Genomic DNA, 26,241 nt, shown 5'->3' on the forward strand with positions numbered 1-26,241 from the left:
GAACTCGACCAGTCTAAAAGGAGTTCGTCTTCCCACCCCCGCACAGTTGATTAGGTCAGATTTGGAGCGTGAAACACGAACAAATCTGCCAATCAACCACTGCGCTGAGATGTTGACACGAACTCTGAGTAGTGTGGCAGGACTTTTTTCCCAGCCTCTCTTCTTTTAATGAAAAATACCCCCAAAATTAGCACGTCAATTTTGGGGCGTTTTTATTATAGTTTAGTAAACTAAAAGTAAGCTTATACCAAACCTTGAGCAATCATGCTATCCGCAATTTGTTCAAAGGCTGCGATGTTAGCACCTGCAAGGTAATCTGTACCAAGGTCGTATTTTTCAGCAGTTTCTTTGGCTGTGTTGAAGATGTTTGCCATGATGTCTTTAAGACGGCCGTCTACTTCTTCACGAGTCCATGAAAGACGAAGGCTGTTTTGGCTCATTTCAAGGGCAGATACGGCTACACCACCAGCGTTGGCAGCTTTTGCAAGACCGTAAAGAACGCCGTTTTCTTTATAAACTTTGATAGCATTAAGGTCAGATGGCATGTTGGCACCTTCAGCCACACAGTAAACGCCATTTTTCACAAGGGCAGCAGCTTGCTCGCCGTTGATTTCGTTTTGAGTCGCACATGGAAGGGCAATATCAGCCTTGCCGTCGTAGTTCCATACAGAACCTTCGAAGTACTTAGCAGTCGCTTTTTCTGCAGCGTATTCTGTCAAACGAGCGCGGCGTTTTTCTTTGATGTCCACCAAGAGGTCGAAGTCGATACCAGTTTCGTCAATGATGTAACCATTTGAGTCTGAAACAGAGATGACTTTTGCACCGAGTTCAGTCGCTTTTTGAACGGCATATTGGGCAACGTTACCAGAACCTGAGATAAGGACTGTTTGGTCTTTGAAAGATTTACCATTTGCTGCTAACATGTTATCAGTGAAGTAAACCAAACCGTAACCAGTTGCTTCTGGGCGGATTAATGAACCACCGAAGCCAAGAGGTTTACCAGTCAAGACACCTGCATCAAACTGGCGAAGGCGTTTGTATTGACCGTACATGTAACCAATCTCACGACCACCGACACCGATATCACCTGCAGGGACGTCAAGTGATGGTCCGATGTGTTTTTGCAATTCAGTCATGAAGCTTTGGCAGAAGCGCATGATTTCAGCGTCTGTTTTGCCTTTAGGATCAAAGTCTGAACCACCTTTACCACCGCCGATTGGAAGACCAGTCAAGACGTTTTTGAAGATTTGCTCAAAACCGAGGAACTTCAAGATAGATTGGTTTACAGTTGGGTGGAAGCGAAGACCGCCTTTGTAAGGACCTACAGCTGAGTTGAACTGAACACGGTAGCCACGGTTGACTTGAACATTTCCGTCCTTGTCTGTCCATGGAACACGGAAGCTGATGATACGCTCAGGCTCAACGATACGGGCCAAGATGTTTTCTTCGATGTATTCTGGGTGTGCTTCAAAAACAGGCTCAAGTGTAGAGAAGAGCTCTTCTACAGCTTGGAGGAATTCTGTTTCATGTGGGTTGCGGGCTTTGACTGCTTCAAAAGAAGCTTGGATGTAAGCTTTGGCATTTGACATGGGATCACCTGATTTCTTTATTTTTTATTAAATTGTCTGACAATTTAATTTATCTGATAATTATTATAGCACTCGGATTTTTTCTTGTAAAGTAAAAAATGCAAAATATAAAAAATTATTTGGCTTGAAGACGAACGTTGCTAGAAAATACTAGTCAATCGTTTCTAATTTTTGTTATAATGAGGAAAAATCAATTAAGGAGAATCTATGGTTTCAACAGCAACGACACTTGGTGGATTTGAATTTGACAATTGCTTGATGAATGCGGCGGGGGTATGGTGCATGACCAAGGAGGAGTTGGCAGCGGTCAAGGAATCTTCGGCAGGGACCTTCGTGACCAAAACAGCAACCCTCGACTACCGAGCTGGTAATCCAGAACCCCGTTATCAAAATGTGCCCCTTGGTTCTATCAACTCTATGGGCTTGCCCAATCAGGGACTCCGTTATTATTTGGACTACCTCTTGGAATTGCAGGAAAGTGAGCCTGAGAGAACATTCGTTTTATCTCTTGTAGGTATGTCACCAGATGAAACGCATGAGATTTTAAAAACGGTAGAGGAAAGTGACTTTAAGGGGCTAATCGAGCTCAATCTTTCCTGTCCAAACGTTCCTGGCAAACCGCAGATTGCCTATGACTTTGAAACGACGGAAACCATCCTGAGAGAAGTTTTCAGTTATTTTACCAAGCCTTTAGGTATCAAATTGCCGCCATATTTTGATATCGTCCATTTTGAGCAAGCGGCTGCAATTTTTAATCAATTCCCCCTTGTCTTTGTTAACTGTGTTAACTCCATTGGAAATGGTCTTTATATAGAAGATGAGCAGGTTGTCATTAAGCCTAAAAATGGTTTTGGAGGTATCGGTGGGGAATACATCAAGCCAACTGCCTTGGCTAATGTCCATGCCTTTTACCAGCGTTTGAAACCTGAGATTCAGATTGTCGGAACGGGAGGCGTTTTGACGGGTCGAGATGCCTTCGAACATATCCTCTGCGGCGCCAGCATGGTTCAAATCGGCACAACCCTGCAAAAGGAAGGGCTGGTTGCCTTTGAACGAATAACTGCGGAATTACAAGCTATTATGGCAGAAAAAGGCTACGAGACCATTGAAGATTTTCGTGGCAAGCTACAGCACTTAGATGATTGAGATTATCTGTTGAAGACATAAAAAGAAGCTAACATTGTACCGTTCGCCCAGATAGTCTTTTAGGGAGTTAGGAAGGGATAATGTTAGCTCTTTTTAAATGGTCTGTGAAGGTCGGTCTGATAATCGTTTGAGGAATGGAAGACATAGTCGGAAACATATATTTGTGAGATGGAATTCTGATTTTATTTAGATTTTTTAGCAAAAATGTCGTATACTAATATTAGAACCTCTATTTATAAGTGATGTACTTTTATGGCAGAAATAGTTTTTTGAGGGACTACTGACTGTATTTTGAACAAAGGTTCTTAAGTAGGGAGTATGAGGGTAAAGGTATGGAGAAAAGGGCGAACTCTATTCGCAGAAAACGATATGCGTCCTATCGGACAAAGATGCATTTGTTTTTTATTTGTGGCTTAGCGACTATTATCTTGGCGATTATTATTGTAAGCGAGCACCTAGTTCCTAGGCTGAATCAGGCATCAGAATCAATGCGCTCAGATAATTCTGTTCGCATCATGGCCCACGGAGATTTACTCTATCACTTGCCTATTCTTCGAGGAGCAGAACAGCCAGATGGAAGTTACGATTTTTCTGAGAATTTTACCTACGTAAAGCCCTGGATAGAACAGGCTGATTTCGCTATCGCAGACTTTGAAGGGACCATTTCCCCAGATGTCGAATTAGCAGGTTACCCACTTTTTAATGCGCCTGCCATTGTCGCCAACAATATCCATGATGCAGGCTACGATTTGGTGGACTTAGCCCACAATCATATTTTGGACTCACATCTTTCTGGATTGGTTTCCACTGTCAATACATTTAGAGATGCAGGTGTGGATACAGTCGGTGTCTACGCTGAAGGCAATCGGGCAACTGCACCACTCTACATTCGGGAAGTCAATGGTATCCGTATAGCTGTTTTAGCCTATGCTTACGGCTTCAATGGGATGGAGGCTTTGCTGAGTCAGGAGGAATATGATGCCTATTTATCGGATTTTGATAAAGAAAAGATGCAGGCAGAGATTGAGCGAGCTGAGAAAGAGGCAGATATTACCATCGTCATGCCTCAGACGGGTGTGGAATACCAGTTGGAGCCTACGGAGGAACAGACCAGTTTGTACCATCAAATGGTTGATTGGGGAGCAGACATCGTTCTTGGTGGGCATCCGCATGTAGTCGAGCCTGCAGAGATTATTGAAAAAGATGGTCAGAGAAAATTGATTATCTATTCGATGGGGAATTTCCTGTCCAATCAGCGTATTGAAAGCATGGATGATACACCAAATTCCCAATGGACCGAGCGGGGTGTCTTGATGGATATAAGGATTCAGAAAGAGAATGGGCAGACAAGTATTCGGACAGCTCAAGCGCATCCAACCTGGGTGAATCGTATCTCTCAGGGAACGTATTCGTCAGAAGGTTATGAACAATTTGCGTATCAAACCTATATCTTGCAAGATTGGGTAGAAGGCGGTCAGTATTATGGGCAGTTGGATCCAGATACCCAGGCGCGTGTGGATACAGCCTATCAAGAAATGAAAGACTTTGTCAATTTGGTATGGTGAGGAGAGAGAAGATGACAGTTCGATTAATTGCAACAGAAGTAAGAGTTCGGTAATTGATACAACAGAATATAGAGAAAGCCTTGGAAGTAGTTGTTTCCAAGGCTTTTTATCTATCCTCAGCAGTAGATGGGTCAAAGGGAGAGGTTGAAGGGAAGGATGACTTCTCATTGAGACACCCTTGATTTGTAAATCGTTAAATTTTAGAGAAATATTCCCCTTATTTTTTATTTACCAGTTTATCAAAATGGCTAGTATAGTGTAATTTTAACTTGTTTTCTCCTAAAAGATCGAGCACTTGTATGGCTTGTTTCATTTTTTCAATTCCTTTACCTGATCGCTTAAATTCAAAGTAGCCAGTAGCATAAAGAAAAACAGTTTGTTCATAAAAGTTTAGTTCATTGTCTAATAATTTTTTTACCTCACTAATCAAATAGGAACAATTTGAAAATTTTTCCATATCTATGCTAAGAATGAAACAATTTATAGCTAGCTGAGTAACGATTCGCTTATTGGTTTTATTTAATGAAGAATAGATGTAATTATGTAGCATTTCTTTTGTTAATAGGAAGTAGGAGTCGTAATTAATTGTTCGCACACAGTTACCTAATAAAATGATTTCATAGTAACCCCAGTTTTCAATTTTAAAGAGATAGTCTGTTAGTTGAAGCAACTCTTCATCTGATGGAACAATGTTACTGTCTAGTGTATGTAGAATGGACTTTACCATAGTTCTCACATACGGATTTAAATTATATTTTGAAGAGTTTGAAAGTAATGAGGCTATATTATCTATATTTTGCGATGAATATTGTTTACGAATATACTGCATTAATTTAGCAAATGATTCTGTGTTGGTATAATCACTATCATGAAGAATAAGAAATTCATCTAGAGAAATGTTTAATTTGTCTAAAATATTGATAAGTCGAACACAAGATATTTCTGACTCTCCGCGTTCAAAACGAGATATTTGTGATTTAGAAAGATGCTCATCTGCTAGAGAACATAGACTGATTTGTTTTCCTTGTCTTACTTTTCTCAAAGTTTTTCCAAGATGTAATTTCATCTGATTTCCCACTTTCCCAACAAAAAATTGAACTAGTTTTATTTATTGTACAATAAATAAAAACGGAAAGGAAGTCCAAGTATGAAGAAAATATCAAAACTTATCCCGATTTTGGTATTGATTATGGACATCATTATCATTGTTGGTGGGTAAATCGATTAGGTGTACACCTAATTCTTTAGGCATATGCCTAAAGAATTGAGTTCGCCAGCAACAACTTTAGAAGAATTTATTGTAAATGAAGAGGGGATAGAATGAATAAAAAGCGAACAATAAGTTTTTTTAGACAATTAATTAAAAGTATAGGAATTACTCAAGTTTGTATCTATGTAGGCATCATAGTCGTTTTATTCTTATTGATAGGAATCCAGCCTTTTTTAATATCTGAACTTTTTTCATTTACTAAATCAACTATAGATTATACTTATCTATTCTTACTTTTATTATCATTTTTATCTGTATCATTTGTAGCGTTTCCGAAAAATTATATGTTGCAAAAAGTCAGAAAAGTTTCGAAATCTATTGTTTTTAAGGACATATCAGATAAAAGTTATTCTAAGTTCGTTGATATGAATTTAGGAGAAGTTCAAAATTTAGCATCTGAAATTTCATACTCAGCTAGATCGCTACAGTATGAAAGTATTAGTTTTATTTTAAATGTTATATTGATTATCTCTTTGTACGCATTTTCGCTTATAACCTATGATATTTTTATTGGTGGCGTTTATATATTATTTTGTAGTCTTTATCTATGGCTATCTATTGTATTTTCAAAAGATAATGTTCGCCTGATTCAAGATGCGTTGGATTCAACTAGTGAGACCAATTCCTTTTTTGTTGATTATTTTCAAAATGTAGAGGTAATTATTTCTACATTTAGACAATTTTTTGAAACTAAGAAATACGATACAATTTTAAGCAAAGAGCAAAAAACATATTTTAATCTACAAAAAAGGATAGATAGTCATCAGTTATTGTTACAGTTAATTCTATCAGTTATGACTGTTGTCATGATTGTATTAGTATTAAATAAAAGTAGTGATGGTAGTATGGCTTATATCCTAGTCTTAGTTTACTCATCTATTCATATGAACGGATTTGGCAAACAATTTTTATCTGTTTTAGAATCCCTAGATCGATTAGATTTAGCTTTAGATAAAATTGATTTTGGTAGATTAAATAAGGTATCTATATCACATGAGAATACAGATACAGATAGTTTGATTTCTTTAAAAAATGTTCAATTTTCCCATGGTGATAAGAAAATTTTTGATAATTTAACATTCAGCATTCGAAGAGGAAAATTTATTTTAATTAGAGGAAAAAATGGAACGGGAAAGTCAACTTTATTAAAGTTAGTAAAAGGGATGATTACTCCTGATTCTGGAAGCGTTACGCATTATTTATCTTCAGAACAAATAGGGTATTTATCACAAAAGATGACTTTATTTGATCGTACTTTGAAAGAGAACATGATATACCCTTTGGATAAGGTTGATGATGCCTTGTTAATGAACCTAATCGCAGAATTAAAAATGACAACTCTTATTCAAGATGTACATGGATGGTCTGAAAGAAAACCAGGTGATTTTGGGGATAAGTTGTCAGGTGGGGAAAAGCAAAAGATATTGATTGCCAGAGGTATACTCAATCAATATGAAGTTTTATTATTGGATGAAATAGATTCTGCTTTAGATTTAGAAATGCAGACTCAATTAATGACTATTTTAAAAAAATATTACCAAAATAAAACCGTCGTTATGGTAAGTCATAGGAAAATAGAAGAGTCGTTCTTTGATGATATAATTGATATTGAAACGATTAATTGAAATTAGAATAAACATTAGTTGTTCGAGTCAATTTTTTAGTGACTATAAGATTATTCATAGTGGTAATAAAATTATTCGATTGATTGGTGAAGTTAATTCTCAATACTCACAGGTATGTCCCAAAAGAATAGTTAGATTTTATTGGGGTAGTGATATAGACCACGGAGTAACTTTGGATGAACTAAAAAATTTATTGATAACTAAAGATATTAAGAAATGTCGAAAAAATACACTTTACATTCTTCGGTAGCATTAAAAAGCCTCTCTTAATTTTTGGGGATTATGTTTCATGCTAACTGTGTGGTATAATAAAAGAAATTATACTAGGATTTAAGATGCACACCCTACATGGTTTTTGCACCCCCTTGAAAGGGAAAAGGTTAGATTGTATGATAAAGTTGATTGCGACAGATATGGATGGGACGTTTTTGGACGGAGAAGGGAGCTTTGATCGGAAGCGGTTTGCGGTTATTTTGGCCCAGCTAGCTGAGTGGAAGATTCCCTTTGTCATCGCGAGTGGCAATGGGATTGAGCGGTTGAGGCAACTCTGTGAGGGCTTTGAGGAAGACCTGATATTTGTCGCGGATAATGGTGCCCATATCTATCAAGGGGGAGAGACACGTTTGAGGCGGGGCCTGACCCAGCAGGAGTCGGGCATGGTATTATCCTATTTCAAGGGACAGTGGGCGACCATCTGCCTCATGCTGGCCAATGACCATCATATCTATATGCAGGAGGGGGCGGGTGTTCCCTTTGAAGGGACGGGCCTTCCTATTAAGCCCGAGCAGATGAAGGCCTTCCAGAATAGGGTGGTCCAGCTGGAGGACTTGGCGGCCTACCCGACAGACCAGCCTATCTTTAAGGCGGGCTTCTGGGTGCCAGAAGAGCAGGTGGACGAGCTGGTTGGGGGCTTTAACCGTCAGTACGCAGGTCAGCTGATGGCAGTGACCAGTGGCTATGGCTCGGTGGACATTTTGCCGGCGGGGATCCACAAGGCCTGGGGCCTGGAGCAGGTCTTACAGGACCTGGGAATACAGGCAGAGCAGGTCATGGCTTTTGGAGATTCGGACAATGATTTGGAACTCTTAGCCTATGCTGGGCATTCCTATGCCATGGAAAATGCGACAGACAAGGTCAAGGCAGTAGCCAAGTACCGAGCTCCCAGCCATCTGGAGGCAGGGGTCATGCAGGTCTTGGAAAATTGGTTGTCGGAAACCAAGGGAGAGTAAAAAATCCTTGAGTATTTTTATATATCCTCATGCTCTAGTATAAAAAACAAGGTCTCTCAAGCACTGAGAGCCTTGTTTTAATTTCCAACGCTGGTGAACTTGGTCATACCATAGCGGAAGAGTTTGTAATTAATGGTAAATAGGACCAGGACAACCAGTGGCAGAGCCAGTCCCCACATAGACAGGTCTAAGAAGTAGAGGGCTGGGAAATAGGCTGTAAAAGCATAAGGGAAAACAAAAATCAGCAGGATTTGAATGATTTTTGGATAGATATTGAGTGGGTATTGAGCCATCTGATTGAGGGCGAAAATTCCCATAGTCAAAGGAAATGATTCTACAATCCAAAATGCTAAAGCAGTTGGTCCCAGCTGAATAGCTGCATAGAGTAGGCCGATACAAATGGCAATAAAGATTAGTAAGGCTAGTTTTCCAAGACTCCATTCCATACCCAATTCTTTAGAAGCTTGGACTAGTGCAAGGGAACCGATAAGCGTTGTTCCGATTCCTTGTGGCTGGATTCGTTCGCAAATTAGCTGAAAAAGAGGATTGACAGGCATGAGGAGGAGGCGTTCAAATTCGCCTTGTCGGATATAGCGACTGCCAAACATCCAGAGATTATCAAAGAAAATCAAGTGAATGGAGCGTCCGACGGTGGCTATTCCATAGATGAAAAGCATTTGACCGTAGTTGAAACCAGCGATTTCCTTGATATTTCCAAAGAGGATGTTGAGGAAAATCAGGTAGACAATTTGTTCAATCAAAGAGGAGAAAAGTCCGATGAAGAAGTCCACCCGAAAGGACATCTGGGCCATCATGTAGACCTTGATGTTATATAAATAGAGGCTGATATATTTCTTCATGTTAACCTCCAAAAATGACAATACGACGCTTGGCTTGGGACCAAAGAGCAGCGATGAAGAGAGCGAGGAATGGTATCCAGAGAACTTGCAACCCCAAAGCCCTTAGATCGCTTTCCTGTCCTAATAAAATGGAAACAGGAACGTTAACTGCATAATTATAGGGAAGGAGTTTCAAAAAGTTTTCCACAGACTGTGGATAAAAACTGAGTGGCAAGAGTGCCCCAGAAGCCAAATTGAAAAGCCCCATCCGTAGGAGCATAACTCCCCAGGCATTGACCGTAAAAAATGCTAAGAAGCCAAAAGCCATATCCAGCAATTGAACGATAAACATCCCTAGAATCGAACTGACTAGAAAGAGCAAAATGGTCTGGCCATCAGGCAGGTAGAAATCTTGATGAACAAGTAGAATACCAATAAATACGATGGCAAATTTTATCAGTTCCAAGAGCTTGTTTCCAAGGTCCTTGAAAAAGAGGGCTAGGATAAAGGAATAGGGTCTGAGAAATTCTCCAGCAATACTTCCTTTCAAAATGCTATAAGACAAATCTTCACCAAGTGAGAAAGAATTTAAACTGGCTAATAAATTAGCAAAGATGATATATGTAGTAAAGGTTTGCAGGGTAAAGCCATTGACTTCTGATTGAGTGAAGAAAATGGTTTTCCAGACATAGAGAGCTACTAAAATCTTCACTGCCAGTGAAACGAAGGTCGCTAGAAAGAAAGCCTTGTACTGCATGGCATTCATCATGGTCAGGCGGGTCATGTAGAGATATTTACGCATGGATACCCTCCTCATAAATTTGGCGGACCATGGTTTCAATTTCCAATTCCTTCATGGTAACATCTTTAATCGAATAATGATTAAAGATTTGCTCAATCACCTGAGCACTGGTCCAAAACTTGCTTTGGTAGTGGATTTCAAAGTGAAAGTCATCCATTCGTTCAAATTCCCAGCCTTCTAGTTGCAAGTCTTTTTCAATCGGCTTTTCTGTGGAAAAGAGAATGGTTTTCACTGTGGAAAAGCGTTCTTTGAGGACGGTCAGAGAACCATCGTAGACCTTCTTGCCCTTATCAATGATAAAAATCCGCTCACAGAGACTTTCAATGTCCTTCATATCATGGGAAGTAATTAGAAATGTAGTCTGGTACTGCTGATTCATGTAGCGGATGAAGGAGCGAATGGTCTCCTTGACGCTGGCATCCAAACCGATGGTTGGCTCGTCCAAAAAGACAACAGCAGGCTGGTGGATAAAGATAGCCGCAAATTCACAGCGAACCCGTTGGCCGAGTGACAGATTACGGATTGGTTGCTTCATAATATCAGCTAAGTCCAATAAATCAATCAAGACAGCCAATCGCTCTTTGAATACCTTATCTGGAACATCATAAATTTTTGCGTGTAGAATAAAAGATTCTTGGACAGGCAAGTTCCAATCCAAATGGGATTTTTGTCCAAAGAGTACCCCGATTTGCTTATTGACAGCCTTGCGGTTCTCTTGTGGATTGAGGCCGTTGATTCGGACTGAGCCCTGGTCTGGATAGAGGACTCCCGTCAGCATTTTGATAGTCGTAGATTTGCCGGAACCGTTGGAACCGATATAGCCGATGATTTCGCCTTTTTTGACCTGCAAGGAAATATCTTGGACGGCAGGGATTTTCTTTTTCTTGGGTTTGAAAAAGGCCTTAATAGAACCTTTGAGACCAACTTCCTTATCTATGATGGAATAGGTTTTTGATAGATGTTCAGCTTGAATCATTTCATCATCTCCTTTAAGAAAACGTTTGCACGATATGACTATTATACCATATTTCTTAAGGGGGTGAAGGTAGAAAATAATGATTACGGTAACATTTTGATTAGAAAATCGGTCATATATTGAGGAGATTCTTGCTTACCATTTTTAATCCATACCTGCATGATACCGAAGAAGGCATGCGAAAAATAGATGCTGCTGTATTCTTTTTCAAGTGGTGATAAATCTTCTTTCCCCAAACGCTCAGCCAAATCATTTGCGACCAGCAATCTGACTTTGTTAATCAAGAAATTTTGGATTTCTTGAGTTCCGTTATGGGTCAGTAGGGCAGAAAGCAATTTTTCACGATAGAGCAATTCGAAAATTTCTAAAAATGATGATTGGCGATTGCCATCATAACGGTCAAATATAGCCTCTAATTTGTGAAAAAGTCCCTGTTGATAGGAGTCAATCAATTCATATTTATCCTTATAATGGGTATAAAAACTAGAGCGACTGATACCAGCAGTCTGTGCTAGGTGGGTGGTTGTAATCTCATTAAACCCTTGAGTTTCTAGGCAAGTCACCATTGCTTCTAAAATAGCCTGTCGTGTCCGTTCTTTCCGATTATCTGTTCCCATTTTTTGCTCCTTTTATACATTTTTAGACACATTGTCTAAAAAACGATTCTTATTACTTGATTTTGAAAATGATACTTGTATAATGTATTTTATCAGTTTTTGGACAGGATGTCTAAAGGAGGTTCTTATGTCAGAAAAAGTAAAGAATTTTTTCAAAAAACCAATGACCTTGATCACCATTCTCGGTGTTTCCTGTGTCCCAGCCTTATATAACATTAGTTTCCTAACCTCTATGTGGGACCCTTACGGCCGACTAGACCAGTTGCCCGTAGCAGTTGTCAATCAAGACCAGTCGGCGAGCTTTCAAGATAAAACCCTCACCATTGGTGATGATATGGTGGATAATATGAAAGAGAGCAAGAGCCTGGATTTCCACTTTGTATCAGAAAAAGATGCGGAAAAAGGTTTGGAAGAAGGGGACTATTACATGGTCATCACCCTACCAGAAGATTTATCAGAAAAAGCATCTAGTCTCTTGACGGATCAGCCGGAACCACTAACAATTTCTTACCAAACCTCTAAAGGTCACAGCTTTGTCGCTTCTAAGATGGGCGAATCAGCTATGGAGAAATTAAAGACATCTGTTTCAGAGACGATTACTGAAACATATACCTCTGCTGTTTTTGATAGCATGGGAGAGATTCAAGCGGGTATGGTTGAGGCGGCAGATGGAAGTCAACAATTGACAGATGGAGCTAGTCAATTAGAAACTGGAAGTCAGACTCTATCATCAGGCCTATCTACCTTATCTTCATCAGGCCAATCACTGGTGACAGGAGCAAACCAATTGGCTACTGGAGTTGTGTCTTATACAGATGGAGTCAATCAGGCTGCTTCAGGAAGTCAAACACTTTCCAGTGGCTTAACAACCTATACAAATGGGGTAGCTAGTCTTGCTTCAGGTGCGGAGCAATTAAATGCCAATTCCTCTCAGCTCATCGCTGGGGTGGGACAATTGCAATCAGGAGCAAGTCAGGTTGAACAACTGGTAACAGGAGTCAATCAATTGCAGGCAGGCTTGGAGCAACTCGCTGGTTCAACTAGTTTGTCTGCGGAACAGTCTAGTCAGATACAGGCCTTATTGACAGGGCTTCCTCAGTTGCAAGCAGCCATCAATCAATTAAATGATAGCCTCTCAAGTATCGGAGGACTTGCAGTAGATACCTCTACTCTATCTAGCCTCTTGACAGAGATGGGGGCTCAGGCTCAAGAATTGTTGACTGCAGCCCAAGCTGATAAAACAGCAAGCATTGAAGCCTTGCAAGCAACGGCTACCTATCAAAACTTGACAGCTGATCAGCAAGCTGAATTGGTTGGAGCTCTCCAAAATTCACCTTCGACAACAATGACAGCAGCCCAAACGATTTTGGGGCAATTGTCTCAACTTAGTCAAGCCTTATCTAGCCTACAAAGTCTTTCTGGTATGGCAACACAAATGAGCCAGCTGCAATCAGCTGTTGGTCAGATCAACACGGCTGCCAATCAAGCATTGCCAGGTGCTACAACAGCCATTGAAAACCTATCAAGTGGCTTGAGTCAGGTCAACACCGCCTTGAACCAGCAAGTTCTACCAGGAACTCAAACCTTGACGAGTGGTGTGAGCCAACTTCAAACGCAACTGTCAAGTGGAGCTAGTCAACTCATGTCAGGGGTGACAGCCTATACCGCAGGTGTTGCTCAATTAGCTGAGGGCGGAGCTCAGTTGGTTGCTAACAACAGTAGTATCCAATCAGGAGGTAGTCAGTTAACATCAGGATTGGCAACCTTAGCATCCAACTCCAGTCAACTTGTCAGCGGTTCAGGACAATTGGCTTCTGGCAGTCAGCAATTGATTGCTGGTGCTGATCAATTAGCTAGTGGCGGTCAAACCTTGACAAGCGGTATTTCCAGTCTTCGTACAGGTAGTGAAACCCTAACAAATTCACTCAGCTCAGCCAGTCAACAACTATCAGTCATCTCTGTAGAAGACAAAAATGCACAAGCAGTTTCTCAACCAGTCACCTTGGAACACAGCGACCAAGATGATGTGAAGACCAACGGTGTCGGAATGGCTCCTTATATGGTCTCTGTCGCACTGATGGTTGTAGCCTTATCAGCGAATGTTATTTTTGTCAAACACATTGATAATCGCTCCTACAAGAATCGTTGGGACTGGGCTAAAGGGAAATTGTTACTTAATGGTACGATAGCCAGCCTAGCAGCACTGATTCTGTACGGTGTTCTTCGCTTGATTGGAATCGATCCGGCTCATCCAATGGCAACCTTGGGATTAATCCTCCTAGCTTCTTGGACCTTCATGGCCCTCGTTACAGCCCTGGTGGGTTGGAGCAATCGTTTCGGATCCTTCGCAAGTTTAATTATCCTGTTATTGCAACTTGGTTCAAGCGCAGGTACCTATCCAATCGAACTTAGCCCACGCTTCTTTCAAGTCATTCAGCCTTATCTTCCAATGACCTATTCTGTTTCAGGCCTTCGTCAAACCATTTCAATGGTTGGAAATAGTAGTCATCAAGTTTGGATGCTGAGCCTCTTCTTAGTAGGCTTCATGGGATTAGGTCTCTTGATTTATAATCAAAAAGATGAATAATAATAAAACCAACTGCTCCATGTGAACAGTTGGTTTTTGGTTGATGTAGTTATTTTGGTGTTGGTGTTCGTAGATTAATGGTTGCGTTAGTTGAAGTAATGGTCAGGCTATTATTGCTCTCTTTTTTCTCCAAAGTTAAGGTTTGTTTATCCTCCTCTTTTTTGATCGATAATGTTTGATACTTATCTTTAGTGAAAATACCGACGTTTTCAGCTTGTTCGTTGAAGTAACTCATATCACCAACAGCTTGCTTTAGTTCTTCGAGGGTTTCATAGTGGTAGCCTAAGTGTTCCGCAAGTGTTTTGATGTCCAGCTGTGTACTGATATTCAGATTGATGTCTTGTAAGCTCTTATCTGTTAGGTTTATATTTGTAACAGATAGGCTGTATTCGGAAGGAGTGAGGACGTTTTTTCCTAGGAGAGTCAATTGATCTGCATTCAGTTCTTGGTAATTTTTAATTGTAACATTTTCCAAACTGGTTTCAGATAAGCGGATGCTACTTTCGTGGAGGTCGATGTGCATATCTTTTAGAGTGGATTGTGTCGCTTGGAAGTAGCCTGCTTCGATCTGGCCGCTGTCAATGGTCACCTTGTCGAGATCGACACCACCAGACAGATTTGCCTCTTTGATATGGATATTCTCAATCGTGAAACCGCCAAAATCATAGAAGTGGAGATTGTGTCCCTCTAATTTATCCAGTGTCTTCCCTTTAGGCACTTCAATGGTGACGGAGAAGACATTGATACGACGTTGGGCCAACCTTTCTCCAAGATACTGCATAATTCCTTCGATAGCAAAAGATTCTTGTTGTGAAGAAAGGGTCAAAGTGCCCTCTTTTTCTGCTAGTTTTAAGGGGGATTGCATATTGTTGTCGGAGTTGGTATAGGTCACATGGTAGTTGCTATCGCTAGACTCCTTGATATAGACGCTGTGGGGGATAAAGTCAATTTTAATGGTATTCAAATCTGTGAAGGTCTTATAGACTTCCGTCGGAGCAGCAACCTCTTCCAAACGGGTTACGCCCCCAGTGAAAAATCCAATGCCTGCTAAAATCAAGCCAGCAATCAGGCTGACAAAGCCGATAATAATGGCTATGGTTAGTTTCTTTTTCATGCTCGTTTACCTCGTTTCAAGATCCATTTGAAGCAAGCCTTGACCAAGCGCCAAGACCAGTAGGCAAAAAATCCAGTCAAGATGTAGATAAGAATGGCGCCACCAATCAGTGACAATCCTGAGCCAAAGCCCATGAGGAAGATGTTAAATCCATCAGACAGAAGGCTAAAGGCTTCCCAAATCAGATAGCCACCGCTGGTGAGAAGTCCGACACCCAGAACAAAGGCACCGACGATGAGGGCCAAGATGAGCGCCACCAATCCCAATAGACTAGCTAGAAGAATGAGCAAAAGTGGAATGGCGATAGGCAGGGAAATGACAGCTAGGATAGCCAACCAGAGCGTTCGTTTTGTTTGGCTAAAATTACGGAAGTAGCGACCGAGGAAAAAGGCGCCGAGGATAAGAGTTGCAAACAGAGGAATGACTCCGATAAACTCTCCCATAATAAAGAGTAGGAAGAAAGAGAAGAGACCTGTCATACTTAAGGCTCCCAGACCAACCCAGAGTTTCCAGTTGAGTTGAATAGGTTCTTGTTGCTCCTTGTCCTCTTGAATTTGTTTGTTGAGCATGTTATTAATGAGTTCGCTGGCAGCTTCCTTTGGAGATCCTAATTCTTCGATAATCTCAGCTTCACGCTCTGGTCCAGCCTCATCAAAGTATTCATTGAAGAAGTTGATGGCTTCGAAGTATTCCTTGTGGGGCAGTTTCTTCAAGTGTTTTTCTAACTGCTCCATGTACTCAGTTCTTGTCATGGCGGACGCTCCCTTCTATAATACCATTGATGGTTGTTGTATAGGTATCCCAATCATCTTTGAGCCGAACCAGTTCTTCATGGCCCAGCTGGGTCAGGCTATAATACTTGCGCATCCGACCTTGGTATTCTTGGGAATAAGTAGTCAAAAAGTCACTTTGTTCCAATCGCTTTAGGATGGGATATAGAGCTGACTCCTTGATGTTGGCAATGAGTTTGATGGTCTGACAGATTTCATAGCCATAAGAATCATCGGATTCTAAAATAGCCATGATGAGAAATTCTGTCAGCACTGCGGGGACTGGAAAATGCATAGGACGCTCCTTTCCTTTGTTGTTAGTTAGGTTCGGTTTTGATATATAGCGTTCAGTTCTATATATCTAATTTTGTTATATATTAAATATACACCTACAAAAATAAATTGTCAAGTGATTATGTGCAAAATAAATAAAATAGCTTAAGACAAATTTTTAATGTGTAAACGTTTTATAGCCTTGAAAAATATTTTCAGAGTAGTAAACTTAATAATAGTACTAACATTAAGGGATTTTCTGGACTAAAAGAGAATGACCTCAGATGGATTAGTAGTATTTAAGGTGGTGTAAAGATGAAACTATATGTTCAGTTTATGATTATTCTAGTATTTTCATTTTTAGGGGAAGCTATTTCGACTATTTTTCATCTTCCTATTCCGGGAAGTATTATTGGCTTAATCCTCCTATTTTTAGCCCTAGAGTTCAAATTGATTCGTCTTCGCCACATTCATACGGTTGGAAATTTTTTGCTGGCTAATATGACCATTCTTTTTTTGCCTGCAGCGGTGGGCATTATGGAGAGATTTGATGCAATTAAAGATTATTTACTTCCTATTATTATCGTCATTTTAGGCGCCATTTTTTTAAATATCTTAGTAATTGGTTTTGTTGTTCAATTTGTGAAGCAAAAGTTTGAAGGTGACTACATTGATGCGGAGGGAATGCATGACTGAACTTTTTTCTAACCCTATTTTTGGTATTATGTTATCAATTGCAGCATATTTAATTGGAATGCTGATTTATCGGAGATTTCCTCATCCAATCACAACCCCACTGTTGGTAGCTACAGGATTGATTATTGTCTTTTTAAAAATGACAGGTATTTCCTATAAGGAATATTATGCAGGAGGTTCCTATCTAAATATGCTTATTGTGCCTTCAACAGTAGCTCTGGGTATCCCTTTGTATCGTTCTTTCCATCTAATGAAACATCACATTCGAAGTATTCTTTTGGGAATTTTTGTTGCCTGTATTGTCAATACTGTCTTTACTGCCCTAATTGCAAAATGGTTTGGAATGGATTTTTTTCTAGCAATCTCTCTTTTTCCAAAATCAGTCACCACTGCTATGGCTGTTGGTATTACTGATAAAATGCAAGGGATAGCGACAGTTACTCTTGTAGTCGTTGTTGCAACAGGGATTCTGACAAGTGTTCTTGCCCCAGTCTTTTTAAAGCTACTAAAAATTGAAGACCCGGTAGCTGTTGGTCTTGCTTTGGGAGGAACAGGGCATGCCATTGGAACGGGTACAGCGATAAAATATGGGCATACGCAAGGGGCGATGGCTGGCTTAGCTATTGGGATTACAGGCATCATGTATGTGGTGATTAGTCCTATAGTTGCGCAGATTATCTTACAATAAAAAAACTACGATTGGAATTCCAACCGTAGTTTTTTAGTCTACATAAAGTTTGGATTGATTATTCAACCAACTATAAAGAAGTCCAATAAAGAGACCGCCACCCACGTAGTTTCCTAATCCAGAAAAGAGGAAATTGCTTAGTACACTTAATAGAGTCATTCCCTCAACTGGTCCACCATTTGCAAAAAAGGCCAGGGAGAAGAGTGAAAAGTTCGCAATGACGTGCTCATATCCCAAGAAAGCAAAGATAAAGATGATGAAAATAACGGAAATGAGACGCCCAGCATCATCTTTGATGCGTAAGAAGGTAAATACGCCGATATTCACGACAATATTAGCAAAAATCCCTTCAATAAATTGAGTCAAAGGTGTCTTTGAAAGCTTGGCCACCGTTGCTTCAAATAGGTAGCTGTGAGCATCAACGTGCTGATAAGGTAGAGTCAGTGAGACCAAGTAACAAACAAGGACAGCACCGACAAAGTTGAAAAGGATACAGGTTGCCAACATCTTGAGGGCTGTTTTAGTAGGAATCGTTTTTCGATGGCTGGCTACTGTCATATACATCATGTTGGATGTTCCAAGTTCGGCATTCATATATAAAATCATGAGTAGCCCCCAACCAAACATCAACCCATAGCTAAATTTTCCGAGTCCTTCTGCGACATGGTTGAGTTTGTCTGCTGTATAAAGAGAAATGACAATCCCCAATCCTAAGTAAAGACTGGCTAGTATAGCTCGTACAGCGTAGGCAGAAAAACTGTGTTCAAACAAATCTGCTTTTTTCTTGATACTCTTTTCAAGTGTATACATTAATGTCTCTTGGTTAGCTCCCATCCTAATCTCCTTACTGAATCTACTACTTTTTTGAGTAAACGTTTTCTTTTTGTCGAATGGCTTTACTTTGTTTATTATACTTGATAAAATGGTTGTTGTCCAAAAAAATTTAACTTTTGAAAGGAAATATAAGAAAAATATGGATGTTACATGGACAGTGAAATATATCACTGAATTTTTAGCGACTGCACTCCTTATTATCATTGGTAATGGTACTGTTGCAAACGTTGATTTAAAAGGCACCAAAGGAAACAACTCTGGTTGGATTCTCATTGCGATTGGCTATGGTTTGGCAGTTATGATGCCAGCATTGATGTTTGGTAACGTTTCTGGTAACCATATCAACCCAGCCTTCACACTTGGTTTGGCTGTTTCAGGTCTCTTCCCTTGGGCTCACGTTGCTCAATACATTGTTGCCCAATTGTTAGGTGCAATGTTTGGTCAGTTAGTGGTTGTAGCAGTTTATAAACCTTACTTCTTGAAAACTGAAAATTCTAACCATATTCTTGGTTCATTCTCAACTATCAGTGCACTTGATAACGGAACGAAAGAAAGCCGTAAAGCTGCGACAACTAATGGTTTCTTGAATGAGTTCGTTGGTTCATTTGTATTGTTCTTCGGTGCCCTTGCTTTGACCAAACATTTCTTTGGTTCAGAGTTGGTTGGTAAATTGATTGAACAGGGCTATGATAAAACAGTCGCTGAGACAATGACTGCTCCATATACTTCAGGTTCAATTGCAGTTGCTCACTTAGGCATTGGTTTCCTTGTTATGGCACTTGTTGCTGCAGTCGGTGGTCCAACAGGTCCTGGTCTAAACCCAGCACGTGACCTCGGTCCACGTATCGTTCACCATCTCTTGCCAAAATCAGTCCTAGGTGAGAACAAATCGGATTCTAAATGGTGGTATGCTTGGGTTGCTGTATGTGCTCCAATCATCGCATCAATTGCCGCTGTTGCACTATTCAAATTCTTGTATCTATAATATAGAGAACCCGTTTTGTCGGGTTTTTCTTTTTCTCTTGGCATATCCAATATAAAGTTGTCTGCTCTGCTATTTTCCTAAAAGTTATGCTACAATAAAGCTAGAAAAAATCGGAAAAGAGGCGGCTAAAGCTGCACAAAAAACTAGTCAGCCAGCTAGTCGCAAAACAGACTCTATGATGGATCGCTTTACCAAGAACCTGATGAGCCAGCCAGGTCGGACGGGAAGTTGGGCGCGTGGTGACTCGTGGTATTATGGGCATGTTAAAAGGAAAATAAAGGACTAGACTGAGAAGGAAACTTCTCAGCTTTTTTATCTAGACAAAGTTCTTGCCAGATGCCACAAAATTCGTTAAAATAAGCATAAATCACTAGTTAGTAAGGAGTTGCCATGACTGATCAATTGCAGGCATTATTGAAAGACTATCAGCCCCAGCCATTGGGTCAAAAGCGTTCTTATGCAGTCTTCTTGCCCTTAGTCTGGTCAGACAATCAGTGGCAGGTCTTGTATGAGATTCGGAGCGAGTCTATTTCTCAACCGGGAGAAGTTTCCTTCCCAGGTGGCGGAATTGATGAAGGCGAGATAGCAGAAGAAGCAGCCATTCGTGAGGTTATCGAAGAACTTGATATTCAACAGGAACAAATTGAGTTGCTGGGGGAAATCGATTATCTAGTTTTTGGCCGCTCGACGGTTCGCTGTTTTGTCGGTCGACTTCACTTGGATTGGCAGACCCTTCAACCCAACGATGAAGTGGCTCGATTCTTCACAGTTCCACTGGAAACCTTGCTGAAAACGGCCCCTGTCTATTATCAACTGGATTCACAGATTGTCCCAGATTGTGACTTTCCCTTTGAACGTTTGATAGGTGGGGTTGACTATCCTTTCAGTCATCACAAACGCTCTGTTCCCTTTTATGAAAATCTACCAGAAAATATCTGGGGAATGACTGCCCAATTTACCCATCGTTTTGTGGAGATTGTGAACGGTAGTCTATGAGTCTGACTATTTTGCTTTATTTTTGAATTAAAAAGTGTAGAGAAAAATGTAGAGATTGTATGGCTTTATTCAGATAATTTAATGAAAATTTTACTATTTCATCAGGACAACTGTTTTTCTTTCATATATAGTCTCACCAAGCAAAAAAAAGCACTTGAAATCAATGATTTCAGGTGCTTTTTCGATTCAATTATTTCACTTCAGTGAAGGTTAAGTATTATCTTATCCCAGTTGTTGAAACTCCTTTTATAATAAGGGTTTTCGAAAAATTGTGACGATCATTTTTGTAAAAGGTAGTGACAAAGGTAGTGATGTAATTAAGCTGTCAACTCTTTCATTTTTTGAGTAAAGATGTTCACAGCGTTTTGAATTTTTTTAGGAGCTAGTTCAGCGTAGGTATCCATTGTTGTAGATATTGATTTGTGCCCTAAACGTGTCTGCAATTCCTTCCAATTTGCTCCTGCATTCAACATCAATGAAGCATGTGTATGCCGAAAGAGATGAAATCCATACTTAGGTAAGTTGATTGATTCCAAGGTGGATTGTTAAAGTAATCCATCTTTTAATAAAAATTGGATATGTATGAAGTCCATTAATAGTTGAAAAATGGTCTAAATTTATAAAGTCCATGTTTGACTAATAAATGGACAAAGTAGAACTCCATTTTTATTATTATGAAACTGAAGATTCATGCTCGTTCGCCCTAATGACGGGCAACAGCGGGGCGCTTTGCTATTCCTCGCTGGCCTATGTTCGATATTTTTGTGCTGTAAGATAAACAATTGACTTCGATTCAAGATAGATTTTTGTTACTTTTTGCCAAAAAGTAACGTTTTTGTAGTTTTGACAGCCCTGCGGTCCATCAAAACTACAAACGCTCTCCGAGGGGTCTTGCAGACGGCTGTCTGGCTAGAGAATAATAAAAATGACCTCGAATTATTTTGAAATCATTTTTTATTATTAGTAATTAATTGAAGGATGTGATAAAGTATCAAAACTCAATACTTAGTTTGTTTCATTGTAAGTTTTGGTACTGAAGTTTTCAAAGAATATTGAGTCACTTATTGTTTATTTATAGCAATCATTACTTGTTCAGCAATTGCTTTAGCAAGTAGTGGTGGAACAGCATTGCCCACCTGAGTAAACTGAGGCGTTTCTTTTGCTCGCTTATCGCCTCCAGTAGTACGTTTGCCTAGGAATTCAAAGCTATCGTCAAACGATTGTAGACGAGCCATTTCTCTTACAGTCAACACTCGGTTAAAAAATGGGTGGATATAGTCATCTGGTAATGTTACCATGGTTGGAGAAACGGTATCTTGATTAAGACGAACTCGTATACTTTTTTTAGTAAAGATTGCTTCTATTGCGTTAGGAGTTAACTCTCCTTCTCTTAACATTTTTGAAAATTTATTTTCTGTAATTTCTTTATTTAAATGATTTCTAATTTCATTCCAAAATAATTCTGCTTCTTCAAATGTTGTTTTTAATCTAAGAGCAAATGATTTTAAAATATGAACTTTGGCTGAGTTGTCATTATCATTCATAGACAGTAAGCCGAGTTGGCGATTTGTAAATTGCAACCATTTTTCAGATTTAAAACTTTCTTGAAGTAAATCTTGTTTTTTTAGCTGCTTTAGAATGAGATGTTGGTTAGCTTTTCCATTGAGTTGAAATAAACTTTCTGTGAATAGATTTGGACAATCTCTTTGTAATTCCAATCCTTCTAATTGGATCCTATTAACAGCTTTGGCTCTATTCTCACCTTGTTGATATAATGAAAATCGTTGTGTGACAATATTATCATGATTTGAAGTTTCCATATTTAATGGATTATTAGTTGTGATAGGTTGACCATCAATATTAGGAGTTCTTCCTAATCGGCTTTGTCTGGAATAATCTGTTTCGTAATCAAATTCCCTGTCATAAAGATCCCCCAGAGCATCATAAACGGTAACATTTGGAAGAACATTGTCGCTTTCTGGGTATTCAATTGGAGTCACATCGTTTCGATACGCTAAAAATACAACTCGATTTCTTTGTTGTGGGACACCGAAGTTTGCAGCGTTTAGAACTTGAACATCAAGTAGGGTGTATCCTAACTCATCCAATTCATTTCTAAGAATGGATTGAACCAGATTCTGTCCTTTGTAAATTCTATCATCAAGCACACTTGGAAAGTCTAGCATCTGCATATCTAAAATACCAGTTACGTTTTCCATAACAACATAACGTGGCATAATATCTTTTATTATGCGCAAATATTCGTGGAAGAGCATATTTCTAGGATCTTTAGCATCTCGTTTCCCTAGACGGCTAAAACCTTGACATGGAGGACCGCCAAAAATAACATCCACAGTTCCTCTTTCGAATATATTTCCATATTTCAATGAGTTGATTGATTGAAATATTTTATCAGAAGTAAGTTCTTTTATATCAGCCAGTTCAAAGTGAGTATCAACACCATTAACTAAGCCTAATTGTTGATGTCGGTTTGTATATGTTTCTTCTACCATAGGGCTTTTATCACTGGAAAAGATAATATCAAATCCAGCTTGTAGGATTCCTTCGCTAAATCCTCCAGCACCACAGAATAAGTCTATTGCATAGGGCATAATTTACCTCGAATAATGTATTTACTACCTTAGTAGTATATCAGAATTTTTTTGAAAAGTCCAGGAGTTGCTTTCTATCTTATAATATATTCGTAATAGAATTTAAAAACCAGTTAAAATGTAAATTAAAATGAATATTTTTTGGTATTTAAGTTGTAATATATAGAAAATGAGAATTGGAGAATTGTTATGGAGCGATATGTAAAAGAAAATATTGAGCGACTGCTTTATTCGAGTGAATTATCGCAAAGTGAGTTAGCTAAGAAGACAGGACTTAGTAGGCAGACGGTCAACAAATTATTATCTCCAAATGCAGATTACAACCCAAAACTTTCAACTTTGGTAGTGATTTCTAATGCTTTATCAATCAATTTTCCAGAACTTTTAATTAGAACTGAAAAGATAAGTACTTCTAAAGATTTTACTCCCAATTTAGTGGAGGATTATCAAAATATTCTTATACAAAATGTCAAACTATATTTGAGAAGTTGGAATCAATTTTCACTGAGTGCCTCGGGTGGAGTTGGAGAGTCTACTATAAGTAATCTTGTAAATGGTAAATATTCAGATATTTATTTTTCAACAATAGAAAGTCTTGCTGAAGAAATGGAAGTTTCACTTGTTGATCTATTTAAGAGGGGAGAAAACTAATGCAATTTATTCCATATGACGACGAATTAGAAGTTATCAACGCTATACATAAGTATAATTCTAATGGCTATACTGTTATCAGACTGACGCAAACTATGTTAAATAAAAGTATTATCGACGCAAATGGTTTTTTAAGGAAGTTGTTGTTAGATAATGATTTATTGGATTTTGAAAAACTAACTGATAAAGTTTATTTGATGGCTAATCTTGTATTGGAAGACCAGAAACATGAAGTAAAAATAAGTTTCTATAAAGCCAATAAAAGAGGGGATGAGCGATTCTGGATATATGGCTTGGGAGAGTTCATTAGGTCGTCTCAAATCAATGTTAATGATTTAATCTATATTACTGTAGATAATCGAAAAGAACTTACTCTATTTAATGTGACGAGAAGTATTCCTCAAAACAGTGCTATCATACAGCTATTTGGACAAGATAAGGTCGAAGATTCATTAAATAGATTGATTCCACAGATTAGAGTCATAGCAAAACAAGGATTTCATAGAAATTCAAAAGGTGCAGGTAAGATTGCACCGAAGGATGCTGGGGATACTTTAGAGTCGCTTTTGGGAATAAAAACTAATAATAGCCAAGAAGCTGATTTTGAGGGAATTATTGAGTTGAAATCAAAATCCTCCAAAACGTTAGACACCCTATTTACTCTACGTCCAGATTTTGAGGGAACGCCTGTTGCAGAGTTTGAGTCGAATGATAGAAGTAGAGTATCAGCATTTGCTCGTTTGTATGGTTATGATTCAGAGAAGCATTTAGGATATAAGAGTTTATATATTACAATAGGTTCAGAAGAAAATCCTCAAAATAATCAAGGGTTCTATCTGGAAGTTAATGATAGAGATAGTACAGTTGAGTTACGAAAACAAGAAAACAAGAAGAGTATTTTGACTGCTTTCTGGACATTCGAAGCATTAGAGGAAGAATTACACAAAAAACATCCAGCTACTTTATGGGTAAAAGTTGAATCTAAAATGGACGGCGAAGTAGGTCAATTCAAGTACGTTGAAGCAGAGCTAACACGTTCACCTCAATTTATGACTTTTCTTTCTCTGATAAAATCAGGAGCCATTACCTATGATTGGCGAGGTTATACGACCCCATCAGGCAAGTACGCAGGTAAGAATCATGGTAACGCTTGGAGGATTAAAAACAAACAAAGAAATTTGTTGTTTGGTAGTACGGAAATAATTGATTTAAAAATCTAGTAAATTGGAGAAGTTTTATGGCGATAGGCAACGGTGGAGCAATAGCGCAAAAAGGCTTTAATTATCAAAATTGTGTTGTATCTCTAGTTGCGATTAGAAACTATAAGAAGCCTAATTTAAAACATATTGACTCAAAAGTTAGTCAAGTTGTTATAGAAAGTCCTCTGTTGAAAAGTGAATGTTATGACAGACTTTCTAAAGAAGTTATTTAGATTTAAAACCCCACTGACTTTAATTAGCCAGTGGGGTTTATTACTTATCCGAATTAAAATCTTATTTCAAAAAAGATAGATTGTTTGAGAGGGCAAATAATTCTTAGATGAAAGTACAAGTCTTGAATTTCAAAATGAAGTTCAAGATTTTTTGTGATACCTTTTCCAAATCATCTCTATTATCCTAATATCATTCCTAAGAAAATCAATTCTTGATTTTTCACTGGGGGTCTGGGGGTGGAGCCACCAAGTTATCTTATCGTTAGCTGTTAAAACTGGCAGGGTATAAATGGCTAGCGATTTGATTTTGTGGATATTATGCAGTGCCGTGTCTAATATGATGGTGGGGATGTATTGATAATATTGAACAAATGTTCAAATTTCCAACATATTCTAGTTGATTTTTGATATAATGTAAAAAAACAACAAAGGATTAAACATGAATAAACGAGAACGACTAGAAGAAATTACACGATTGGTAAACAAAAAAGGTACGGTTCGAATTTCTGAGATTGTTGAATTGCTAAATGTTACTGATATGACCGTTCGACGTGATTTTATAGAGTTGGAAGAGCAAGGTGTTTTAACAAAAATCCATGGCGGTGCTAGAAGTAATAAGGCTTTTCAACATCGGGAATATTCCCATTCTGAGAAACACATTCAAAATAAGGAAGCCAAGCAAGAGATAGCAGAAAGGGCAGCACAACTGATAGAAGATGGAGACACGGTATTTTTAGGTCCAGGAACAACAGTTGCCTTTCTGGCTGAAGCTATTAAAAATCCTCGTCTCACTGTCATCACAAACTGTATGCCTGTTTTTACCATCTTATCTCAAAAGAAAACAGAGGAATTTCAAGTCTTTCTCTTAGGAGGAGAATATCGCCAAGTGACAGAATCGTTTGTAGGAGAAATTACCAATACAAGTTTAGAAAAAATGCGATTCAG

25 protein-coding genes and 2 pseudogenes are annotated in these 26,241 nt (G+C 38.9%); 15 read left to right on the forward strand and 12 right to left on the reverse strand.

Translation table 11 applies throughout. The annotated features are described in order from the left end of the window. Positions 1–242: 242 nt before the first annotated feature. Positions 243–1,589: an NADP-specific glutamate dehydrogenase gene (gene gdhA, locus SST62_RS0108370; protein WP_029186982.1), complete on the reverse strand. Its 1,347-nt coding sequence runs from the start codon at positions 1,587–1,589 to the stop codon at positions 243–245. Between the two features lie 207 nt (positions 1,590–1,796). On the opposite strand from gdhA, the gene SST62_RS0108375 reads away from it, so the two are divergent. Further along, the gene (locus SST62_RS0108375; protein WP_029186983.1) at positions 1,797–2,735 is read left to right on the forward strand and encodes a dihydroorotate oxidase; all 939 of its coding nucleotides are present in this window, start codon (positions 1,797–1,799) and stop codon (positions 2,733–2,735) included. Positions 2,736–3,067: 332 nt separating this feature from the next. Further along, a complete protein-coding gene (locus tag SST62_RS0108380) occupies positions 3,068–4,300 on the forward strand; it encodes a CapA family protein (RefSeq protein ID WP_029186984.1) in 1,233 nt (410 codons plus the stop codon). 217 nt (positions 4,301–4,517) lie between these two features. Here SST62_RS0108380 and SST62_RS0108385 read toward each other — a convergent pair whose 3' ends face one another. Then, positions 4,518–5,366: a helix-turn-helix domain-containing protein gene (locus tag SST62_RS0108385; RefSeq protein WP_029186985.1), complete on the reverse strand. Its 849-nt coding sequence runs from the start codon at positions 5,364–5,366 to the stop codon at positions 4,518–4,520. Positions 5,367–5,447: 81 nt separating this feature from the next. On the opposite strand from SST62_RS0108385, the gene SST62_RS1000000113100 reads away from it, so the two are divergent. The 3 genes from SST62_RS1000000113100 (at position 5,448) to SST62_RS0108395 (ending at position 8,424) form a co-directional block, all read left to right on the forward strand. After that, positions 5,448–5,519, forward strand: a complete 72-nt coding sequence (locus SST62_RS1000000113100) for an SHP2/SHP3 family peptide pheromone (protein ID WP_133057281.1) — start codon at positions 5,448–5,450, stop codon at positions 5,517–5,519. A 101-nt stretch (positions 5,520–5,620) separates the two neighbouring features. Then, entirely contained in the window at positions 5,621–7,195 is a 1,575-nt protein-coding gene (locus SST62_RS0108390; RefSeq protein WP_029186986.1) for an ABC transporter ATP-binding protein, read from the forward strand. A 389-nt stretch (positions 7,196–7,584) separates the two neighbouring features. After that, a complete protein-coding gene (locus SST62_RS0108395) occupies positions 7,585–8,424 on the forward strand; it encodes a Cof-type HAD-IIB family hydrolase (RefSeq protein WP_029186987.1) in 840 nt (279 codons plus the stop codon). A gap of 77 nt (positions 8,425–8,501) precedes the next feature. Here SST62_RS0108395 and SST62_RS0108400 read toward each other — a convergent pair whose 3' ends face one another. The 4 genes from SST62_RS0108400 to SST62_RS0108415 all read right to left on the reverse strand — a co-directional run bounded on the left by SST62_RS0108400 (position 8,502) and on the right by SST62_RS0108415 (position 11,658). After that, positions 8,502–9,284, reverse strand: a complete 783-nt coding sequence (locus SST62_RS0108400) for an ABC transporter permease (protein WP_024411418.1) — start codon at positions 9,282–9,284, stop codon at positions 8,502–8,504. A 1-nt stretch (position 9,285) separates the two neighbouring features. Next, entirely contained in the window at positions 9,286–10,065 is a 780-nt protein-coding gene (locus tag SST62_RS0108405; protein WP_024380162.1) for an ABC transporter permease, read from the reverse strand. Next, the gene (locus SST62_RS0108410) at positions 10,058–11,041 is read right to left on the reverse strand and encodes an ABC transporter ATP-binding protein (RefSeq protein ID WP_029186988.1); all 984 of its coding nucleotides are present in this window, start codon (positions 11,039–11,041) and stop codon (positions 10,058–10,060) included. Before SST62_RS0108410 ends, SST62_RS0108405 begins: the two co-directional genes overlap by 8 nt. 83 nt (positions 11,042–11,124) lie before the next feature. After that, positions 11,125–11,658 carry a TetR/AcrR family transcriptional regulator gene (locus SST62_RS0108415; protein ID WP_029186989.1) on the reverse strand — a complete coding sequence of 178 codons (534 nt, stop codon included), beginning with the start codon at positions 11,656–11,658 and terminating at the stop codon, positions 11,125–11,127. 127 nt (positions 11,659–11,785) lie between these two features. On the opposite strand from SST62_RS0108415, the gene SST62_RS0108420 reads away from it, so the two are divergent. Continuing rightward, positions 11,786–14,245 carry a YhgE/Pip domain-containing protein gene (locus tag SST62_RS0108420; RefSeq protein WP_029186990.1) on the forward strand — a complete coding sequence of 820 codons (2,460 nt, stop codon included), beginning with the start codon at positions 11,786–11,788 and terminating at the stop codon, positions 14,243–14,245. A gap of 49 nt (positions 14,246–14,294) precedes the next feature. On the opposite strand, the gene SST62_RS0108425 is transcribed toward SST62_RS0108420, so the two are convergent. From SST62_RS0108425 to SST62_RS0108435, 3 genes are read right to left on the reverse strand one after another with little or no spacing between them, the layout of a single operon-like run. Further along, positions 14,295–15,359: a DUF4097 family beta strand repeat-containing protein gene (locus SST62_RS0108425; protein WP_029186991.1), complete on the reverse strand. Its 1,065-nt coding sequence runs from the start codon at positions 15,357–15,359 to the stop codon at positions 14,295–14,297. Beyond that, positions 15,356–16,111, reverse strand: coding sequence for a DUF1700 domain-containing protein (locus SST62_RS0108430; protein ID WP_029186992.1), 756 nt, complete (start codon positions 16,109–16,111; stop codon positions 15,356–15,358). The genes SST62_RS0108425 and SST62_RS0108430 overlap by 4 nt, the downstream gene beginning before the upstream one ends. Continuing rightward, complete coding sequence (locus SST62_RS0108435) at positions 16,098–16,424, reverse strand: PadR family transcriptional regulator (RefSeq protein WP_002941094.1); 327 nt, start codon at positions 16,422–16,424, stop codon at positions 16,098–16,100. Before SST62_RS0108435 ends, SST62_RS0108430 begins: the two co-directional genes overlap by 14 nt. A 293-nt stretch (positions 16,425–16,717) precedes the next feature. Here SST62_RS0108435 and SST62_RS0108440 point away from each other — a divergent pair, with 293 nt between their 5' ends. Together SST62_RS0108440 and SST62_RS0108445 are read left to right on the forward strand one after the other, a co-directional pair. After that, positions 16,718–17,098 carry a CidA/LrgA family protein gene (locus SST62_RS0108440; RefSeq protein ID WP_024384743.1) on the forward strand — a complete coding sequence of 127 codons (381 nt, stop codon included), beginning with the start codon at positions 16,718–16,720 and terminating at the stop codon, positions 17,096–17,098. Next, on the forward strand, positions 17,091–17,786 hold the full coding sequence (locus tag SST62_RS0108445; protein WP_029186993.1) for an LrgB family protein: 696 nt from the start codon (positions 17,091–17,093) through the stop codon (positions 17,784–17,786). Before SST62_RS0108440 ends, SST62_RS0108445 begins: the two co-directional genes overlap by 8 nt. A 33-nt stretch (positions 17,787–17,819) precedes the next feature. Here the strand turns inward: SST62_RS0108445 and SST62_RS0108450 are convergent, their stop codons facing one another. Beyond that, positions 17,820–18,620, reverse strand: coding sequence for a formate/nitrite transporter family protein (locus SST62_RS0108450; protein WP_029186994.1), 801 nt, complete (start codon positions 18,618–18,620; stop codon positions 17,820–17,822). Between the two features lie 139 nt (positions 18,621–18,759). On the opposite strand from SST62_RS0108450, the gene gla reads away from it, so the two are divergent. The 3 genes and pseudogenes from gla to SST62_RS0108460 all read left to right on the forward strand — a co-directional run bounded on the left by gla (position 18,760) and on the right by SST62_RS0108460 (position 20,601). Further along, positions 18,760–19,605, forward strand: coding sequence for an aquaglyceroporin Gla (gene gla, locus SST62_RS0108455; RefSeq protein WP_029186995.1), 846 nt, complete (start codon positions 18,760–18,762; stop codon positions 19,603–19,605). A 103-nt stretch (positions 19,606–19,708) separates the two neighbouring features. Further along, positions 19,709–19,883: pseudogene (locus SST62_RS1000000113065) on the forward strand (DUF853 domain-containing protein); the annotation flags it as partial. Between the two features lie 112 nt (positions 19,884–19,995). After that, positions 19,996–20,601, forward strand: coding sequence for an NUDIX hydrolase (locus SST62_RS0108460; protein WP_029186996.1), 606 nt, complete (start codon positions 19,996–19,998; stop codon positions 20,599–20,601). 317 nt (positions 20,602–20,918) lie between these two features. Here SST62_RS0108460 and SST62_RS1000000112350 read toward each other — a convergent pair. Together SST62_RS1000000112350 and SST62_RS0108470 are read right to left on the reverse strand one after the other, a co-directional pair. Beyond that, a pseudogene (locus tag SST62_RS1000000112350) lies at positions 20,919–21,137 on the reverse strand (tyrosine-type recombinase/integrase); the annotation flags it as partial. A 525-nt stretch (positions 21,138–21,662) separates the two neighbouring features. Beyond that, entirely contained in the window at positions 21,663–23,213 is a 1,551-nt protein-coding gene (locus SST62_RS0108470) for a DNA cytosine methyltransferase (protein ID WP_029186997.1), read from the reverse strand. Between the two features lie 189 nt (positions 23,214–23,402). Between SST62_RS0108470 and SST62_RS0108475 the strand changes: the two genes are divergently transcribed. The 4 genes from SST62_RS0108475 to SST62_RS0108490 form a co-directional block, all read left to right on the forward strand. Beyond that, on the forward strand, positions 23,403–23,864 hold the full coding sequence (locus tag SST62_RS0108475; protein ID WP_029186998.1) for a helix-turn-helix domain-containing protein: 462 nt from the start codon (positions 23,403–23,405) through the stop codon (positions 23,862–23,864). Next, positions 23,864–25,084: an MvaI/BcnI family restriction endonuclease gene (locus SST62_RS0108480; RefSeq protein ID WP_029186999.1), complete on the forward strand. Its 1,221-nt coding sequence runs from the start codon at positions 23,864–23,866 to the stop codon at positions 25,082–25,084. Before SST62_RS0108475 ends, SST62_RS0108480 begins: the two co-directional genes overlap by 1 nt. A gap of 17 nt (positions 25,085–25,101) precedes the next feature. Continuing rightward, entirely contained in the window at positions 25,102–25,296 is a 195-nt protein-coding gene (locus SST62_RS1000000112925) for a hypothetical protein (RefSeq protein ID WP_029187000.1), read from the forward strand. Positions 25,297–25,735: 439 nt separating this feature from the next. Next, on the forward strand, positions 25,736–26,241 hold a 506-nt coding region (locus SST62_RS0108490; RefSeq protein WP_029187001.1), incomplete at its 3' end, for a DeoR/GlpR family DNA-binding transcription regulator.

Source organism: Streptococcus suis YS56, from assembly GCF_000440115.1.
Taxonomy (GTDB): domain Bacteria; phylum Bacillota; class Bacilli; order Lactobacillales; family Streptococcaceae; genus Streptococcus; species Streptococcus suis_L.

Excerpts from the sequence above, each read along its gene's own strand:
- gdhA (WP_029186982.1), bottom strand. The coding sequence starts at position 1,589 with ATGTCAAATGCCAAAGCTTACATCCAAGCTTCTTTTGAAGCAGTCAAA.
- SST62_RS0108375 (WP_029186983.1), top strand. The coding sequence starts at position 1,797 with ATGGTTTCAACAGCAACGACACTTGGTGGATTTGAATTTGACAATTGC.
- SST62_RS0108380 (WP_029186984.1), top strand. The coding sequence starts at position 3,068 with ATGGAGAAAAGGGCGAACTCTATTCGCAGAAAACGATATGCGTCCTAT.
- SST62_RS0108385 (WP_029186985.1), bottom strand. The coding sequence starts at position 5,366 with ATGAAATTACATCTTGGAAAAACTTTGAGAAAAGTAAGACAAGGAAAA.
- SST62_RS0108390 (WP_029186986.1), top strand. The coding sequence starts at position 5,621 with ATGAATAAAAAGCGAACAATAAGTTTTTTTAGACAATTAATTAAAAGT.
- SST62_RS0108395 (WP_029186987.1), top strand. The coding sequence starts at position 7,585 with ATGATAAAGTTGATTGCGACAGATATGGATGGGACGTTTTTGGACGGA.
- SST62_RS0108400 (WP_024411418.1), bottom strand. The coding sequence starts at position 9,284 with ATGAAGAAATATATCAGCCTCTATTTATATAACATCAAGGTCTACATG.
- SST62_RS0108405 (WP_024380162.1), bottom strand. The coding sequence starts at position 10,065 with ATGCGTAAATATCTCTACATGACCCGCCTGACCATGATGAATGCCATG.
- SST62_RS0108410 (WP_029186988.1), bottom strand. The coding sequence starts at position 11,041 with ATGATTCAAGCTGAACATCTATCAAAAACCTATTCCATCATAGATAAG.
- SST62_RS0108415 (WP_029186989.1), bottom strand. The coding sequence starts at position 11,658 with ATGGGAACAGATAATCGGAAAGAACGGACACGACAGGCTATTTTAGAA.
- SST62_RS0108420 (WP_029186990.1), top strand. The coding sequence starts at position 11,786 with ATGTCAGAAAAAGTAAAGAATTTTTTCAAAAAACCAATGACCTTGATC.
- SST62_RS0108425 (WP_029186991.1), bottom strand. The coding sequence starts at position 15,359 with ATGAAAAAGAAACTAACCATAGCCATTATTATCGGCTTTGTCAGCCTG.
- SST62_RS0108430 (WP_029186992.1), bottom strand. The coding sequence starts at position 16,111 with ATGACAAGAACTGAGTACATGGAGCAGTTAGAAAAACACTTGAAGAAA.
- SST62_RS0108435 (WP_002941094.1), bottom strand. The coding sequence starts at position 16,424 with ATGCATTTTCCAGTCCCCGCAGTGCTGACAGAATTTCTCATCATGGCT.
- SST62_RS0108440 (WP_024384743.1), top strand. The coding sequence starts at position 16,718 with ATGAAACTATATGTTCAGTTTATGATTATTCTAGTATTTTCATTTTTA.
- SST62_RS0108445 (WP_029186993.1), top strand. The coding sequence starts at position 17,091 with ATGACTGAACTTTTTTCTAACCCTATTTTTGGTATTATGTTATCAATT.
- SST62_RS0108450 (WP_029186994.1), bottom strand. The coding sequence starts at position 18,620 with ATGGGAGCTAACCAAGAGACATTAATGTATACACTTGAAAAGAGTATC.
- gla (WP_029186995.1), top strand. The coding sequence starts at position 18,760 with ATGGATGTTACATGGACAGTGAAATATATCACTGAATTTTTAGCGACT.
- SST62_RS0108460 (WP_029186996.1), top strand. The coding sequence starts at position 19,996 with ATGACTGATCAATTGCAGGCATTATTGAAAGACTATCAGCCCCAGCCA.
- SST62_RS0108470 (WP_029186997.1), bottom strand. The coding sequence starts at position 23,213 with ATGCCCTATGCAATAGACTTATTCTGTGGTGCTGGAGGATTTAGCGAA.
- SST62_RS0108475 (WP_029186998.1), top strand. The coding sequence starts at position 23,403 with ATGGAGCGATATGTAAAAGAAAATATTGAGCGACTGCTTTATTCGAGT.
- SST62_RS0108480 (WP_029186999.1), top strand. The coding sequence starts at position 23,864 with ATGCAATTTATTCCATATGACGACGAATTAGAAGTTATCAACGCTATA.
- SST62_RS1000000112925 (WP_029187000.1), top strand. The coding sequence starts at position 25,102 with ATGGCGATAGGCAACGGTGGAGCAATAGCGCAAAAAGGCTTTAATTAT.